Here is a 16776-nt window from a genome sequence, read left to right on the forward strand (position 1 = left end):
CGAAATCTAAACTCACAAAAAAAGCCCTGCAAAAAAACAAGGCTTTAAAAATCAAATATCATTTTACTTTGTTAGAATAGCTCTCCGGCTACTTTCTTAATATTATCGCTTTTCCCCATCGAATAAAAATGCAGCACAGGAACTCCAAAATCCAGTAATTCCCTGCATTGGTTGATAGCCCATTCTACTCCGATCTGCTTTACCGCTTCATTATTCTTTGCTTTTTCCACTTCATTGATTAATTCTTCCGGAAGGTCAATCTTGAAAATCTGCGGCAATACTTTTAAGTGTTTCTTAGTCGCAATGGGTTTTATTCCCGGGATGATTGGAACCGTAATTCCCATTTCGCGGGCTTTTTTTACAAATTCTATAAATTTTTTATTATCAAAAAACATTTGGGTAACGATATAGTCTGCACCGGCATCCACTTTTTGCTTAAGCCATTTTAAATCATAATTCATGGATGGCGCTTCCATGTGCTTTTCCGGATAACCGGCAACACCAATGCAGAATTTATTATGCTCATCACATTCTTCGTCCTGATTATGTAGATATTTTCCTCTTCCTAAATCATTGATCTGATGCACAAGATCCATGGCGCTGGCATGGCCTCCGTTAGTAGGTTCAAAATATTGATGTCCCTTCATTGCATCGCCCCTCAAAGCCATTACATTATCAATACCCAGATACATACAATCCACCAAAAGGTATTCTGTTTCTTCTTTGGTAAATCCTCCGCAAAGCAAGTGAGGAACGGTATCTACATTATATTTATGCTGAATTGCAGCACAAATCCCCAGTGTTCCGGGGCGCATTCTTGTGATTCTGCGCTCCATCAGGCCATTTCCTTTATCGATGTAAATATATTCTTCTCTGGAAGTCGTCACATCAATGAATGGCGGTTTGAATTCCATTAATGGATCAATATTCTTGTATAAGTCTTCAATTCCGATTCCCTTTTGTGGCGGTACTACTTCCAGGGAAAATAAAGTTTTTCCGTTTGCGTTTTTTATGTGGTCTGTAATCTTCATTATATTTTTTGTTGCTTGTTGGGAGTTACTGGTTGATAGTCAGAATGGTAAAAACCAGCAACTGACAACTATAAACCATTAACTTTAATTTAATCTGCTAAATTCGGTGACAACCATTTTCTCGCTTCCTGCAAAGAAATTCCTTTCCTTTGGGAATAATCTTTAAGCTGGTCTTCTGCAATTTTTCCTAAACCGAAATATTTTGCGTGAGGGCTTCCGAAATAATATCCTGAAACCGAAGCAGTCGGGAACATGGCCAGACTCTCGGTTAAAAAAACACCGATGTTCTCTTCCACTTTTAATAGATCCCAGATCGCGTGTTTCTCCAAATGATCCGGACAGGCAGGATACCCAGGCGCCGGACGAATCCCTTTGTATTTTTCGGCAATAAGCTCTTCGTTGGTTAAATTTTCCTGATTCGCGTAGCCCCAATATTCGGTTCTTACTTTTTTATGTAAAAACTCGGCGTAGGCTTCTGCAAAACGGTCTGCCAGTGCTTTTACCATAATCGCGTTGTAATCATCGTTTGCTTTTTCATATTCTTCCGCCAGCTCATCCGTCCCGAAACCTGTCGTTACACAGAAAGCGCCCATATAATCGGTCTTTCCAGAACTTTGAGGAGCGATAAAATCACTTAAAGCCAGATAATCTTTCCCCTTTGAGCGTTGAGCCTGCTGTCTTAATGTTAAAAATTTTACTTTCTGCTCATTATTTTCATCGAAGATTAAAATATCATCCGTTTCATTAGAATTAGCTTTAAAAATTCCGAAAACAGCTTTTGCGGTTAATAATTTTTCGTCTAAAATTCTTTTTAGGATAACCTGTGCATCTTTGAATAATTCTTTTGCCTGGGCTCCTACCACCTCATCTTCCAGAATATTCGGATATTTTCCGTGCAGATCCCAGCTTCTGAAAAACGGCGACCAGTCGATGAAAGGTAATAACTCTCTTAAATCCTGATTTTCGATAACCGTAACACCCAACTGATTCGGAGTGAAAATTTCTTCATTTTCCCAGTCAATTTTAAACTTGTCTTTTCGGGCATCTTCAATGGAAACATAATCTTTATCTACCTGCCTGTTCAGGAACTTTTCCCTGAACTCCGAATAATCACTTTTTAATTCCGAAACATATTCTTTATTTCTGTCGCCCAGCAATGAGCTTACCACATTTACTGCTCTGGAAGCATCATTTACGTGGACTACGGCATTTTTATATTTTAAATCGATTTTTACTGCGGTATGGGCTTTGGAAGTTGTTGCACCACCGATTAACAAAGGAAAATCTAAGTTTTGTCTTTCCAATTCTGAGGCAATGTACACCATTTCATCCAAACTTGGCGTGATCAGGCCACTCAAACCGATAACGTCCACCTGATGATCTATGGCTGCCTGGATTATTTTCTCGGCAGGAACCATCACTCCAAGGTCCACAATTTCATAATTGTTACAACCCAAAACCACGCTCACAATATTTTTACCGATATCATGAACGTCACCTTTTACCGTTGCCATTAAAATTTTACCGTTTGCCGGTTTTGTTCCGTCTTTTTCAGCTTCAATGAATGGCTGTAGATAAGCCACTGCTTTTTTCATCACCCTTGCTGATTTTACCACCTGTGGCAGAAACATTTTTCCACTTCCGAATAAATCTCCTACAACTCCCATTCCGGTCATCAGGTTAATTTCGATAACATGAAGTGGTTTTTCTGCCTGCAATCTCGCCTCTTCTACATCTTCTTCTATAAAACGGTCGATTCCTTTTACCAAAGAATGTGTAATTCTTTCCTGCAAAGGTTTGGTGCGCCATTCCAGCTCTTCTACTTTTTCTTTTTTAACAGATTTATGTTTTTCGGAATAATCAAGAAGTCTTTCTGTTGCATCTTCTCTTTTATCAAGAATTACATCTTCTACAAGCTCCAAAAGCTCTTTATTAATTTCATCATAAACCTCAAGCATGGCAGGATTTACAATTCCCATGTTCATCCCCGCCTGAATTGCGTGATATAGGAAAACCGAGTGCATTGCTTCTCTCACTGTATCATTTCCACGGAATGAGAAGGAAACATTGGAAACTCCTCCACTTACTGATGCATACGGAAGGTTTTGACGAACCCATCTTGTTGCTTCAATGAAGTCGATCGCATTTCTTCTGTGTTCATCCATTCCTGTGGCAACAGGGAAAATATTTAAATCAAAAATGATATCCTCTGCAGGAAATTTAAGCTGATTCACTAAGATGTCGTAAGACCGCTTTGAAATTTCAATTCTGCGTTCAAAAGTATCTGCCTGCCCTACCTCATCAAAGGCCATTACAATCACTGCTGCACCGTATCTTTTAATGGCTTTTGCCTGCTTTATGAATTCTTCCTCACCGCCTTTTAAGCTGATGGAATTTACCACACATTTTCCTTGTGCTACCTGTAATCCCGCTTCTAAAATCTCCCATTTTGAAGAATCGATCATAATAGGAATCCTGGAAATGTCAGGCTCTGAAGCAATGAGGTTCAAAAACTTGATCATGGAAGCTTTTCCGTCAATCAGTCCGTCATCGAAATTGACATCCAGAATCTGCGCTCCGCCTTCTACCTGATGACGGGCAATATCCAGTGCTTCTGAAAATTTTTCTTCTTTTATTAATCTTAAAAACTTTTTTGAGCCGGCAACATTGGTTCTTTCCCCAACGTTGATAAAGTTACTTTCCGGTGTAATAATCAAAGGCTCAAGCCCCGATAATCTTAAATATTTCATCAATTTATTATTCTTCTAAAATAAAATATGCGTTATTCGCATTTTGCTTCAGCAAATCAATATGTTTGCCCAAAGCGGTAAAAATTGGAAACCGTTTATAGCCGAGATTGTGCTCCGCAGCAAATTTTTCGATTTCCTCTGTAATTTCGTTATAATATAAATAGCTGTAATTCGGGAAAAGATGATGGGCAACGTGAAAGTTGAAATTCCCAAGTATATTTCGCACAAACCAGTTATTTTCCTGTAAATCATTAGTAACTTCAAATTGGTGTTTTAACCAACTGAAAGGCAATCCATTTTTTTGATCTAATTTCGGAAAGGCATTATCAGGAAGCGGATGCAAAGGCAACAGCACGAAAAGCGCAAAAATACTCGCCGCAATTACCTGTAAAAACCAGGCTCCCAAAGCCAAACCAACAGAGACTTTAAAAAATAAAACAGTTTGTACGCAACCATTTTCACTTTCTCTTTTACAGGAATGGCACCCTGCGTTTTAAGGATTACTCTTTCTTTGTCGAAAAAATCCCTGAAATCGCGGATAAACATCCAGTTGAATAAATATAAAGGATAAACCAAAAAGAAAAAGAAATGCTGGTATTTCTGAACTCCTTTAGCCCTAATCCAAGGAACAATGAGTAAAAGTCCGCTCTGCTCAATGTCCGTATCCCATCCATCCACATTAGGATATGCGTGATGGCTTGCAATATGCCTTTTTTTCCAGATATATGAATTGGCTCCCACAAAATCGAAGATCTGCAGAACTGCGCTGTTTAGTTTTTTACTTTTGAAAATATTATTATGAGCTGCCTCGTGAATCAAATTCAGATAAATCAAAACAAGGAAAATCCCCATCAAAACAAAACTCGAAGTATAAACCCAGGGCTTATCAGCATTAAGAACAGCAAACACATATAAACCTAAATAGACCAAAGGCAAAATAATGGCTTTGATCTGAATATAAAGATCCCTGTTTTCGGGAATGGATTCTACTCGCTGGTTCACTTTTTTTCTGAGTTCATTAAACAATTTTGCATCATCTGAATCTTTTAAGTAAATAGGTTTTTCCATTACGTTTAAATTTTGTGTGATATTTAAAGATAATATTAAAAACTGTTCCTTTTTTTAATGATTCAATTAAAATTTTCTATTAAATCAGACAAATTCTTTCAATTTTCTTGGTGGATACTGTGAAACCAGATCTGCAATTGCCTTAATATGGTCCGGTGTTGTTCCGCAGCAGCCCCCGATAATATTGATCAATCCTTTCTCTACGTATTCCTTAATCTGACTGGCCATATCTTCCGGGCTCTCATCATACTTTCCGAAGGCATTCGGCAGGCCTGCATTCGGATAGGCAGAAACATAAAATTCTGAATTGTGGGCCAGTGTTTCCAGATATGGCGTCAACTGATTTGCTCCTAAGGCACAGTTGAAGCCTACACTTAATAAATTTAAATGTGACACGGAAATTAAAAATGCTTCCGCCGTTTGTCCGCTCAGCGTTCTTCCCGAAGCATCGGTAATTGTTCCTGAAACCATGATCGGAATGTCTATTCCACGTTCTTCATTTATTTCATCAATAGCAAAAAGTGCAGCTTTAGCATTTAAGGTATCGAAAATAGTTTCCACCAAAAGAATATCTGAACCTCCGTCCAACAAAGCTTCACATTGCTGTTTGTAAGCCACTCTCAGCTCTTCAAACGTGATCGCTCTGTAACCAGGATCGTTTACATCCGGGCTTAAACTTGCCGTTCTGTTGGTTGGTCCGATGGATCCGGCTACAAATCTCGGTTTGTCAGGATTTTTTGCAGTGTATTCGTCACATGCTTTTCGGGCAATTTTTGCAGATTCGTAATTGAGTTCGTAAACTAAATCTTCCATGTGGTAATCCGCCATTGCAATAGTAGTTCCCGAAAATGTATTGGTTTCAATAATGTCTGCCCCGGCTTCAAGATACTTTTTGTGTACTTCTTCAATAGCCTGAGGCTGGGTTAATGAAAGTAAATCATTGTTTCCTTTCACCGGATGCTCCCAATCTTTAAAGCGCTCGCCTCGATAATCTTCTTCTTCGAATTTATATCGCTGAAGCATGGTTCCCATCGCTCCGTCAAGAATTAAAATTCTTTCGGATAATGCTTTGTATAGTTGTTCTGAATTTTTCATTTTTATTTATTTTAATTTTTTCGAATTAGATTCGAATTTCCCAAATTTATGTACCAAATCTTCGCAGCCCGACTTGAGCGGAGCTCTTTTTGCCGAAGCAAAGCGGAGGCAAAAAAGCGGGAGCGGAAGGCGGATAAAGCTGCCCAAATCAATTTAATCCAAAGCCTGTTTCAAATCTGCAATGATATCATCCACATTTTCCAGACCTACCGAACAGCGCACCAGGCCTGGAGTAATTCCTACTTCATTCCTTTCTTCATCTGACAGTTTTGAATGTGTTGTAGAAGCCGGGTGTGTAACAATAGTTCTCGTGTCTCCCAAGTTTGCGGAAAGCGAGCACATTTTAATTTTATCTAAAAAATTTCTTCCTCCTTCAATTCCTCCTTTGATTTCAAATGCTACAATGTTTCCTCCTAATTTCATCTGCTTTTTTGCAATCTCATAGCTTGGATGCGATGGCAGAAACGGATATTTCGCCAGTTCTACATTCGGGTGATTTTCTAAAAACTCAGCTACTTTTAAGGCATTCTCACAATGTTTTTCCACCCTAATCGCCAATGTTTCCAAGCTTTTCGACAACACCCAGGCGTTGAAAGGCGACATTGCAGGCCCGGTATTTCTTGCAAAAAGATAAATTTCACGAATCAGATCTTCTCTTCCAACCGCAACTCCACCCAAAACACGGCCCTGACCATCAATAAGTTTCGTGGCTGAGTGAACAACAAGATCTGCACCATATTTGACAGGCTGCTGCAGATAGGGTGTTGCAAAACAATTATCTACAACAAAAATCAGATTATGCTTTTTTGCAATCTGTCCGAAAAACTCCAAATCCAGGACTTCAATGGCCGGATTGGTAGGAGTTTCCAGATATAAAATTTTGGTGTTCGGCTTAATATATTGTTCTACATTTTCGGCATCTTCAGCTTTGAAATAGGTTGTTTCAATATTCCATTTCGGGAAATATTTTGTGAACAGTGTATGTGTAGATCCAAAAACCGACTGGCAGCTTACGATATGGTCTCCAGCATTCAGCAAAGCCGCAAACGTTGAATAAATCGCTGCCATTCCTGTTGCGAAAGCATACCCTGCTTCTGCACCTTCCATTTTTGCGATTTTATCGGTAAATTCCGTAACATTCGGGTTTGAAAACCGGCTGTATAAATTCTTTGATTTTTCTTCTGCAAAACTTGCCCTCATATCTTCCGCATCCTGAAAAATAAAGCTGGATGTTAAATACAAAGGCGTTGAATGTTCATCAAACTGACTTCTTTCAGTTTGGGTTCTTATGGCGAAGGTTTCAAAATTTTCGTTTTCCATTCTTTTATTATTTTCCATAGGTTTCACCTAAGGCTATTGATATTGAACCCTCCGGATTCAAATGGCTGTATTTATTTTGTTTCACTTACTCTTAAAATATCTCCGAATACTCCTCTTGCCGTAACTTTGGCTCCGGCTCCGGCTCCCATGATGACAATCGGATGTTCTCCATAGCTTTCTGTATAGATCTCAAAAATGGAATCTGAACCTTTTAACTGTCCTAGAGCTGAACTGGCAGGTACAGAAATCAATTTTACATCAAGCTCTCCTTTTTCTTTTTGCAAGTCGCCATGCAAATCGCCAACATATCTCAAAACATGATTCGGTGCCTGATTTTCCTTAATTTTCTGATATTCTTCATCCAATTCTTCCAATCTCGATAAAAATTCAGGTTTAGAAACAGACAGCAGGCTTTCAGGAACTAAATTCTGAATATTGATATCATTAAATTCATTGATTAAATCTAATTCTCTTGCTAATATCAGAAGCTTCCTGGCCACGTCATTTCCTGATAAATCTTCTCTTGGATCAGGCTCCGTGTATCCTTTTTCCAGTGCTTCATTAATGATGGTTGAAAACTTATCATCCCTCAAGGAAAAGTTATTGAAAACATAGCTCAGTGTTCCCGAGAAAACACCTTTTATCCTTGTAATATTTTCTCCTGAAAGGTGTAATAATTTTATAGTGTCAATTAATGGTAATCCTGCTCCTACATTGGTTTCATATAAATAACGTCTGTTATTTTTGTTCAACGTATATCTTAGTTTACGGTATTCTTCAATAGGCAGCGTGTTGAAAATTTTATTGGATGACACAAGATCAAAACCATTTTCTGCCAACGTATGGTAGTTATGTACAAAATCTTTACTTGCCGTATTATCCACAACTATAAGATTCTCCAGCTGATTCTCTTTTGAGAAATTGATGAGTTCTTCAACATTTGAAGGACTTTCTGCTGTTAACACCTCATCATTCCAATTGTTATCAAAGCCTTGTTTATTGAAGGCTATCTTTCTGGAATTGGCAACTGCGACAACCTTAAGATCGATTTTCTTACGTCTTTTAATCTCGTCTGAAGATTCTAAAACCTGTTCTATCAGGGTTTTTCCAACATTCCCGTGGCCGATAATTGCTAAATGAACAGTTTTCGGTTTCTTAGAAATTTCAGACTCTATGATATTTTTTGCTTTTTCATCCTGTGAAGAAGTTACGACGATATTTACACGTTTTTCAGCAGCAATCTGGTTTAAAAGCAATGGAAAAACATTATTTCTAGCCAGCTCTGCAAGAACTTTATTGAAATCTTCCGCAACAAAACCTATTACTGAAACATTATTTATACTGTAAATCTGGGAAACTTTTCCCGATTTTCTTTCTGCCTCGAATTCATCAATCAGGCAGTTGACCGCCTTTTCAGAATCATTTTCGTGAACTAAAATTGAAATCCCGTTTTCAATAGCCTGCTGGGAAATTACCCCCACACTGATCCGAGCCAATGTAAGCGCCTTGAAAATTCGTCCGTCTATCCCGATTTCACCTAAAAAATCCTCTCCTTCAAATTTGATAATTGACCGGTTTTTCAAAAATTTTATTTCGTTTGCATTAATCTTGCTCATTTTTACAAAATATTTTTAATGATGTTATTTAATTGTTGGTATTCCATTAAGAAGGCGTCATGCCCATGAATTGATTTGATCTCGTGACAGAAAATATTTTCCTTTTTTTCTTTTAGCTTTTCAAAGCACATTCGGATTTCAGAAGCCGGGAAGAATAAATCTGTATCAACGGAGATCATGTGCATTCGTGCCTGAATTTTTTCCAAATAATCTTCATTGGCATTAATATTCATCAGCAGATGATTCATAAGCTTATAAGATTTTAAACTAAATCTTTCGTTTAAAGCTTTTCCGTGATAAATCAGCCAGTCTTCTGATTCTAATCTCTGTTTTTCCTGATTATATTTATTCTGGAATCTATCATTTAAGGACTGGGGTGTCCGGTAGCACAACATCGCATGAATCCTGGCTTTTTGCAATGGCTCATCGTTTTGATTTAACAAAAATTTCTGAACCAGGCATTGCGCATGAAGCCAGTCGTGAGTTTTAAAATCGCAGGCAATCGGAATGAAAATTTCAGCAAGGGTTGGTTTTTTCACCAGCATTTCCCAGCCGATTCCTCCTCCCAGAGAACCTCCGATAATGGCATGTAAACTTTTAATATTTAAAATTTCAAGTCCCTTTAAAAAGATATTCGCAATATCTGAAGGTGTGAAATCTTCATATTCACCAATTAAAAAATCATCGTAACCGTTTCCGGGAATATTGAAACACAGAACCGTGTATTTGTTTGTATCAATAACCTGATTTTCGCCAATAAGCTGTTTCCACCATCCTTTTTCTCCGGAGACATTGGAATTTCCGGTTAAAGCGTGGTTAACTAAAACTACCGGTGAAGAAAGCAGATCTCTCCCGAAAAGCTGGTAGCTTAACGGAATATTGTATTCCTTACCGGAATTGGTTTTATACAAAAAATGACAATATTTTAGTTCTGTTTTCAATTCTATTTACTTTAAATACAATTGAAAATGCCATGAGAAATGGCTGAAAGAACTTCAGTGAGTTATCTGTCCAAAAATAATTTTGGTAGAACGTAGCACCTTCATTGCTTGCGCAAAGGGTTGCTAAGGTTTCACAGGGTCTAATCCCTCAACCTTTCTTGATAACATTTTCAATATTTGAATGAACGAATGATGCAAAGATAGAATATTTCTTTTAAAAAATTTAAAAAAAATTAATTTAATATTTCTAACGCCGATCAATAAAGGGTTTCCGACTTTATTTCCAAAATTATTCAGAAGGGTGAAGTTGGAATTATTTCTCAAAAAAACTAACTTCGTATTGAAATATGGTGAAATATGAGTGTTGAGAAACAAAGATTACAAGACAGCGACTGGAAAAACTGGGGACCTTACGTAAGCAACCGGCAATGGGGAAACGTACGTGAAGATTACAGCTCAAACGGCGATGCGTGGAATTTCGCCAATCACAACAATGCAGAAAGCTATGCCTACCGCTGGGGCGAAGAAGGAATTGCGGGAATCTCTGATGCAAAGCAGCTATTTTGTTTTGCACTTTCTTTCTGGAATAAGAAAGATAAGATGGTGAAAGAACGTTTTTTTGGACTCAGCAATCCTCAGGGAAACCATGGAGAAGATATTAAAGAAATTTTTTATTACCTCGACAATACGCCTACTCACAGCTATATGAAGATGGTGTATAAATACCCCATCAACCCTTTCCCTTATGATGATATCCGGGCGGAAAACGCCAGGAGAAGCAAGAAAGAGCCCGAATACGAAATTATCGATACCGGAATCTTTGATAATGATGAATATTTCGATATTTTTATTGAATATGCAAAGGCTGACCATAATGATATTCTGGTTCGGGTAACAGTTTGCAACAGAAGCCAAATTGACGCACCCATTGTAGTAATCCCTACAGCCTGGTTCAGAAACAACTGGAAATGGGGTTACAATACTTACAAAGGCCATACAAATGCGTCATCTGAAGGCTGTATTGATATTAATCACGACAGCATTTCAATCAAAAAGTTTTACTCCAGAAACATTAATGCTGAAAGTGTTTTTTGCGAAAATGAAACCAATACTCCAAAGCTGCACGGCGCACCATATCCCGGAAACACTTATTATAAAGACGGTATCAATGACTACATCACTTACGGCAGCAATACCGTAAATCCGGAAAAAAGAGGAACAAAAGCTTCTTTTATAATTGATGAAACCATTGAAGCCGGACAGTGCAAAACCTTCGATTTCAGATTATCTCCGAATGAAACTGACGAGCCTTTCGAAAATTTTGATGAAATATTTAAATCCAGAATAGAAGAAGCTGATGAATTTTATCGTGATATTCAGCAAGATATAGAAAGTGACGATGAGAAAAACGTTCAAAGACAGGCTTTCGCAGGATTGCTTTGGAATAAGCAGTTTTATCATTACAACGTTGGAAAATGGTTGAAGGGCGACCCGAATTACGAAGCTCCGAGAGATTTCAATAATTATGTAAGAAATACCGAATGGAACCATCTTCACAATAAAGACATCATCTCAATGCCCGATAAATGGGAATATCCTTGGTATGCAACCTGGGATCTGGCTTTTCATTGTGTCCCATTTGCTATTATTGACGCAGAATTTGCGAAGGGACAACTTCTTTTGCTGACAAAAGAATGGTATATGCATCCAAACGGGCAGCTCCCCGCTTATGAATGGAACCTGAGTGATGTGAACCCGCCTGTTCATGCCTGGTCTTGTTTCAGGGTCTTTAAAATTGATGAAAAACAAAATGGTAAGCCAGACCTGTTATTTTTAGAAAAAGTTTTCCAAAAACTGCTTCTGAACTTCACATGGTGGGTTAACCGAAAAGATAAAAACGGTAAGAATATTTTTGGAGGAGGCTTCCTGGGACTCGATAACGTGGGTGCTTTTGACCGAAATATGGTGTTAAAAGACGGGCAGCACCTTGAGCAAGCCGACGGGACAAGCTGGATGGCGATGTACGCCCTGAATATGATGCGAATTGCCATGGAGCTCGCTCAATATTATCAGGTGTATGAAGATATGGCGATCAAATTTTTTGAACATTATCTCTATATTGCCGAAGCCATGGAAAATCTTGGCGAAGGCACAAAAGGCCTGTGGAATGAAGAAGACGGATTTTTCTATGACGTTTTACAGCTTGGAAACGGCGATAGTATTTCATTAAAATTAAGAAGTATTGTTGGTTTGATTCCGATGTTTGCCGTGGAGATTATTGACCACCATCTCCTTGATAAAATGCCTAATTTCAGGGAAAGAATGGATTGGGTTCTAAAGAATAAACCTGAGCTTACAAAACTCGTCTCGCATTGGGAAGAAGAAGGCCAGGGAAGAAAGCATCTGATGAGCATTCTTCGAAAAACCAGGCTCACAAAGGTTTTAAACAGAATGCTGGACGAAAAAGAATTCCTAAGCGATTACGGAATCCGTGCCATGTCTAAAGTTTACGAGGAAAACCCATTTGTATTTTCTGTTCACGGTACCGAAAACGTAGTCTACTACACACCTGCCGAGAGTGACAGCCGAATGTTCGGAGGAAACAGCAACTGGCGCGGGCCTATCTGGTTTCCTATCAATTTCCTGATCGTAGAAAGCCTGCAGCGTTTCCATTTTTATTATGGAAACAGCCTTAAAGTGGAGCTTCCGACCGGAAGTGGAGACAAAAGAAACCTTGATGAAGTAGCCAAAAATATCAGCAACAGGTTATGCTCTATTTTTCTTAAAGATGAATTTGGTCAACGCCCGTTTAATGGAGGAAATGCGAAATTCAATTATGATGATAATTTCAAAGATTACATTACTTTTTTTGAATATTTCCACGGAGATAACGGCCGGGGAGTGGGCGCTTCACACCAGACAGGATGGACCGCAACCGTCGCAAAACTGATGAAACCAAGAATGACATTATAGTAAAAAGCTCCTTTTTAGGAGCTTTTTTTGTAGAAATATATCGACAGGAATTGCAAAAAAAGCATTAATTAATTGGTTATCTTTGCAGTACAAAACACATACAGATGAAGACAAATTATTTTGCTTTCCTGATTTCTATATTGGGAATTCGACAATTCATTCAAAACATTTCTCGAATTGAATATTGGTTGGGATTTTAATTCCCTGCCGATTTACTGAACACAAAACCTCAAAAAATTTAACACAAAAATTTTAATGAAAACAAAATTATTTTATTTATTGTTCTCTTGTATGCTTAGCTTGGGAATAAGGGCACAGAACATCTCCTTTACAGATGCTAATTTTAAGGCAAAACTGCTTTCTGCATCACCTAGTAATACGGTTGCAAAAAATCTTAACGGAAATTATTTTAAAATTGATGCAAATGACGATGGAGATATTCAGGTGAATGAAGCACAGCAAGTAAGTGAGCTGAATGTTTCTATTTATGGGGAAGGTACTGGCATTTCATATACAACAATAAATTCTATCGACGGAATAAAAAGTTTTGTAGCTTTAAAAAAGTTTGCTTTAAAGATAGGAAATTCGAATCACTATTCGGGAGCAGTAGATTTATCCGGTATGACGAATTTAGAAAATTTAGACCTTTCATTAGTTTTCAGTACTACTGCCAATCATGACATTAATGTTTCCAACTGTACAGCTTTAAAAACTTTTGTAGCGGGATACAATGGAGCTTCTCCAGCTTTATCTTTCTCAGGATGCTCTGTATTAAATAATGCTAAAATAATTGGCTACAATGACGTTTATGGAACTCCAACTGTTAATATAGGAACATTAGATTTTAATAATTTCACTTCATTAAAGGATCTTTATATTGAAAATATTAATTTAAATACATTATTACTTCAAGGTTGCAATGCCTTAGAAAACCTTACACTTAAAGAATATTTTACTAATGCTGTGAGTAGCCTTATAAATGTTGCCAATTTACCTAATCTAAAGACAATAACGCTTAACAAGTATAATGTAACGTTGGATGCTCATAACTGTCCAAATTTAATTTCAGTTACTGGCGGAAATATTACAAATCTGAATGTAAAAGATTGTACAAACTTGGTCGATCTAAAGGCTAATTCTTACAACAATACAATGAATGTTAATAATTGTATTAATCTAAAGACAATATCAGGGGCTGCAAACTGTAGTTCCATCGATCTGAGTAATTTACAAAACTTAGATAGTATATTATTTTTTCCTCTTGATTGCATGCAGCAACAAACTACCCTCATGTCATCTCTTAATGTACAAAACTGCCCAAAATTAAGAAAGATTGCAACATATGAATTGAAACTAACCTCACTTGATGTGAGCAACCTTCCTAAATTAGAAAGCTTAAAGATTTTACATTGTGATTACAGCCCTGCAAGTTCTTTGACATTAACTCAGATTAATGCCTCTAATTGCCCAATGCTTACTACTTTTGATATAAAAGGATCTTACAAAATACAATCAATCAATTTGCAGAATTGCTCTTCATTATCAAATATCATTTTGCATAATGGAAATTCTTACGAAGGCAGATATGCTATAAATAATATTAATTTAACCGGTTGTAACAATTTTACAGATCTTGATATTAGAAGATGCAACTTTTCAAGCTTGGACCTACCCAACTTACCTAATTTAAAAACTCTCGATTGCAGTGACAACTATTTAAATAATCTTGACTTCTCCAACCTGCAATCTTTGGAAACTATTATATGCGGAAAAAATAATCTTACAACACTTAATATACATGACCTTCCTAATTTGATAAATTTTGATTATAGTGATGGAACTATAACCTCATTAGACTTTCAAAATTTGCCAAAAGTAAAGAATCTAGTATTTAATAATAATCAATTATCAAATATGGTATTAAACAATATGCCGTTAATTGAAAAGCTTGTATGTCGATTTAATTCTTTAACAAATCTAAACCTTCAAAACTTACCTATTAAATATTTAGACTGCAGAGACAATCAGTTAATTAATTTAGTTATAAATAATTTAAACAACCTAACAAGTTTATTCTGTTCAAACAATCAACTGACATCATTAAATCTTACCAGTAATTCAAACATTTCATTTGTAGATTGTAGCTACAACCAACTGAGCTCACTTGATACTTCCGGATTACAGTATCTCGATGAACTATATGCTTCACATAATCAATTACAAAATCTAAATATTGCCGGAAGACATCTCTTACATCTAGATTGTTCATATAATAATTTGACTTCTTTGAATTTAGACAATACAAGTACGGATTACAGTTTCAACTGTTCTCATAATCAGCTTACAACACTTGATTTCAGCAAATATTATCATGGTCAGAATACCCCCCCATCCATAGATGGATTTATATGCTCTGATAACCCACAGCTCTCCATAATTATTTTGAAAAATGGTATTTCAGAATTTGGCTCTTATTATGATTTCTCTAATCTTCCTAATCTTAATTATGTATGCTGTGATGACTCCGAAATACCCGCGGTTCAAGCCATGATAAGCCAGAACGGATATACAGGCTGCAACGTGAACAGCTATTGCAATATTACTCCCGGCGGAAACTACAACACCATCACCGGAACCGTAAGATTCGATGAAAACAACAATGGATGCGATACGAATGACGAATTTTTCGAGCATATGAAGCTGAAAATCAATGACGGCACAAGTACCGGAGAAACATTTGTTAAAAGTGACGGAACTTATAACTTCTTTACACAAACTGGTAATTTTACAGTAACTACTGAACCGGAAAACCCTTCTCTTTACACAGTAACACCTTCCAGTTTCACGGTGAATTTTACAAATGATAACAATAATATTTCCACTCAAAACATCTGTGTTACCAAAAACGGAAACGTAAAAGACCTGGAGATCATCATTGCTCCCGTTACTGATGCAAGACCCGGCTTTGATGCAAAATATAAACTTATCTGGAGAAATAAAGGAAATGCTACGCTTTCAGGAAAAGCAATTCTTTCGTTCGATACTTCAAGAATGACTTTTGTTACATCATCACTGCCTTCAGTTGTAAGTGGAAACGAAGTGACATTTGATTTTGTAAATTTAAAGCCTTATGGAAATACGGCTTCGGAAATTACATTTAATATTAATCCGCCGACACATCCTACAAACCCCGTGAACAATGGAGATATTCTTAATTTTACGGCAAATGTAACTCCGCTTTCCGGCGATGTGAATCCAGAAGACAATTCATTTAATTTTAAACAAACGGTGGTCAATTCGTTTGACCCTAATGATATTACCTGTCTTGAAGGAAATCAAATCCCTGTTTCTATGGTTGGAAAAGATCTTCATTACGTAGTAAATTTTGAAAATACAGGAACTGCTTCTGCGGTAAATATTGTTGTGGAAATGGATATTGATCCTAATGATTACGACATCAATTCTCTTCAGTTACAAAATACATCGCACAATACTTTTACAAAAATAAAAGGTAATAAAGTAGAGTTTATGATGAAAAATATCAATCTTGCTGCATCAGCACATGGAAATATTGCATTTAAGATTAAGACCAAAAATAATCTTGTAAACGGAGACAGCGTAATGAATAAGGCCAACATTTATTTTGATTACAATTTCCCGGTGGCAACTAACGAAGCGGTTACTAATATTGGCGGTACAACATTAGCGGTTACAGAATCTGTAAAAGATAAAGACAAGGTAAATGTTTACCCAAATCCTACCAAAGGAGATGTAAATATAAGTGCTGATTCAATCATCAAGTCTATAGAAATCTATGATGCCCAGGGAAGAATTATTCAGAAGCAGACAGGTATTAATGCTAAGAATACTAAAGTTTCTTTACATAATAATATTTCGGGATTATATATGTTCAAAATTATTACAGAACAAAATACATTGATGAAAAAAGTAATTAAGAATTAAAATTATCTTTTAAACTTTT

The 16776-nt window shown here is 36.9% G+C and carries 8 protein-coding genes, 1 pseudogene and 1 riboswitch; of the genes and pseudogenes, 2 read left to right on the forward strand and 7 right to left on the reverse strand.

Annotated elements, in window-relative coordinates; genetic code table 11:
* Window positions 1–71: 71 nt before the first annotated feature.
* From metF to H560_RS23770, 7 genes and pseudogenes are all read right to left on the reverse strand, one after another.
* Entirely contained in the window at window positions 72–1031 is a 960-nt protein-coding gene (gene metF / locus H560_RS0112305; protein ID WP_027380327.1) for a methylenetetrahydrofolate reductase [NAD(P)H], read from the reverse strand.
* 89 nt (window positions 1032–1120) lie between these two features.
* Window positions 1121–3781: a methionine synthase gene (gene metH, locus H560_RS21535; RefSeq protein ID WP_051289320.1), complete on the reverse strand. Its 2661-nt coding sequence runs from the start codon at window positions 3779–3781 to the stop codon at window positions 1121–1123.
* Window positions 3782–3788: 7 nt separating this feature from the next.
* Window positions 3789–4849, reverse strand: a pseudogene (locus H560_RS23760) (fatty acid desaturase family protein).
* A gap of 84 nt (window positions 4850–4933) precedes the next feature.
* Window positions 4934–5944 carry a homocysteine S-methyltransferase family protein gene (locus H560_RS0112320; protein ID WP_027380328.1) on the reverse strand — a complete coding sequence of 337 codons (1011 nt, stop codon included), beginning with the start codon at window positions 5942–5944 and terminating at the stop codon, window positions 4934–4936.
* Between the two features lie 153 nt (window positions 5945–6097).
* The gene (locus H560_RS0112330; protein ID WP_394330264.1) at window positions 6098–7282 is read right to left on the reverse strand and encodes an O-succinylhomoserine sulfhydrylase; all 1185 of its coding nucleotides are present in this window, start codon (window positions 7280–7282) and stop codon (window positions 6098–6100) included.
* A gap of 53 nt (window positions 7283–7335) precedes the next feature.
* The gene (locus H560_RS23765) at window positions 7336–8880 is read right to left on the reverse strand and encodes an ACT domain-containing protein (RefSeq protein ID WP_034752767.1); all 1545 of its coding nucleotides are present in this window, start codon (window positions 8878–8880) and stop codon (window positions 7336–7338) included.
* Window positions 8881–8882: 2 nt separating this feature from the next.
* Window positions 8883–9821, reverse strand: coding sequence for an alpha/beta fold hydrolase (locus H560_RS23770; RefSeq protein WP_027380331.1), 939 nt, complete (start codon window positions 9819–9821; stop codon window positions 8883–8885).
* A 59-nt stretch (window positions 9822–9880) separates the two neighbouring features.
* A riboswitch (SAM riboswitch) is annotated at window positions 9881–9989 on the reverse strand.
* Window positions 9990–10178: 189 nt separating this feature from the next.
* On the opposite strand from H560_RS23770, the gene H560_RS0112350 reads away from it, so the two are divergent.
* Entirely contained in the window at window positions 10179–12794 is a 2616-nt protein-coding gene (locus H560_RS0112350; RefSeq protein WP_027380333.1) for an MGH1-like glycoside hydrolase domain-containing protein, read from the forward strand.
* Window positions 12795–13049: 255 nt separating this feature from the next.
* Window positions 13050–16757 carry a DUF7619 domain-containing protein gene (locus H560_RS22415; RefSeq protein WP_081413969.1) on the forward strand — a complete coding sequence of 1236 codons (3708 nt, stop codon included), beginning with the start codon at window positions 13050–13052 and terminating at the stop codon, window positions 16755–16757.
* Window positions 16758–16776 lie beyond the last annotated feature (19 nt).

It is taken from the genome of Chryseobacterium daeguense DSM 19388 (genome assembly GCF_000430825.1).
Classification (GTDB): Bacteria; Bacteroidota; Bacteroidia; order Flavobacteriales; family Weeksellaceae; genus Chryseobacterium; species Chryseobacterium daeguense.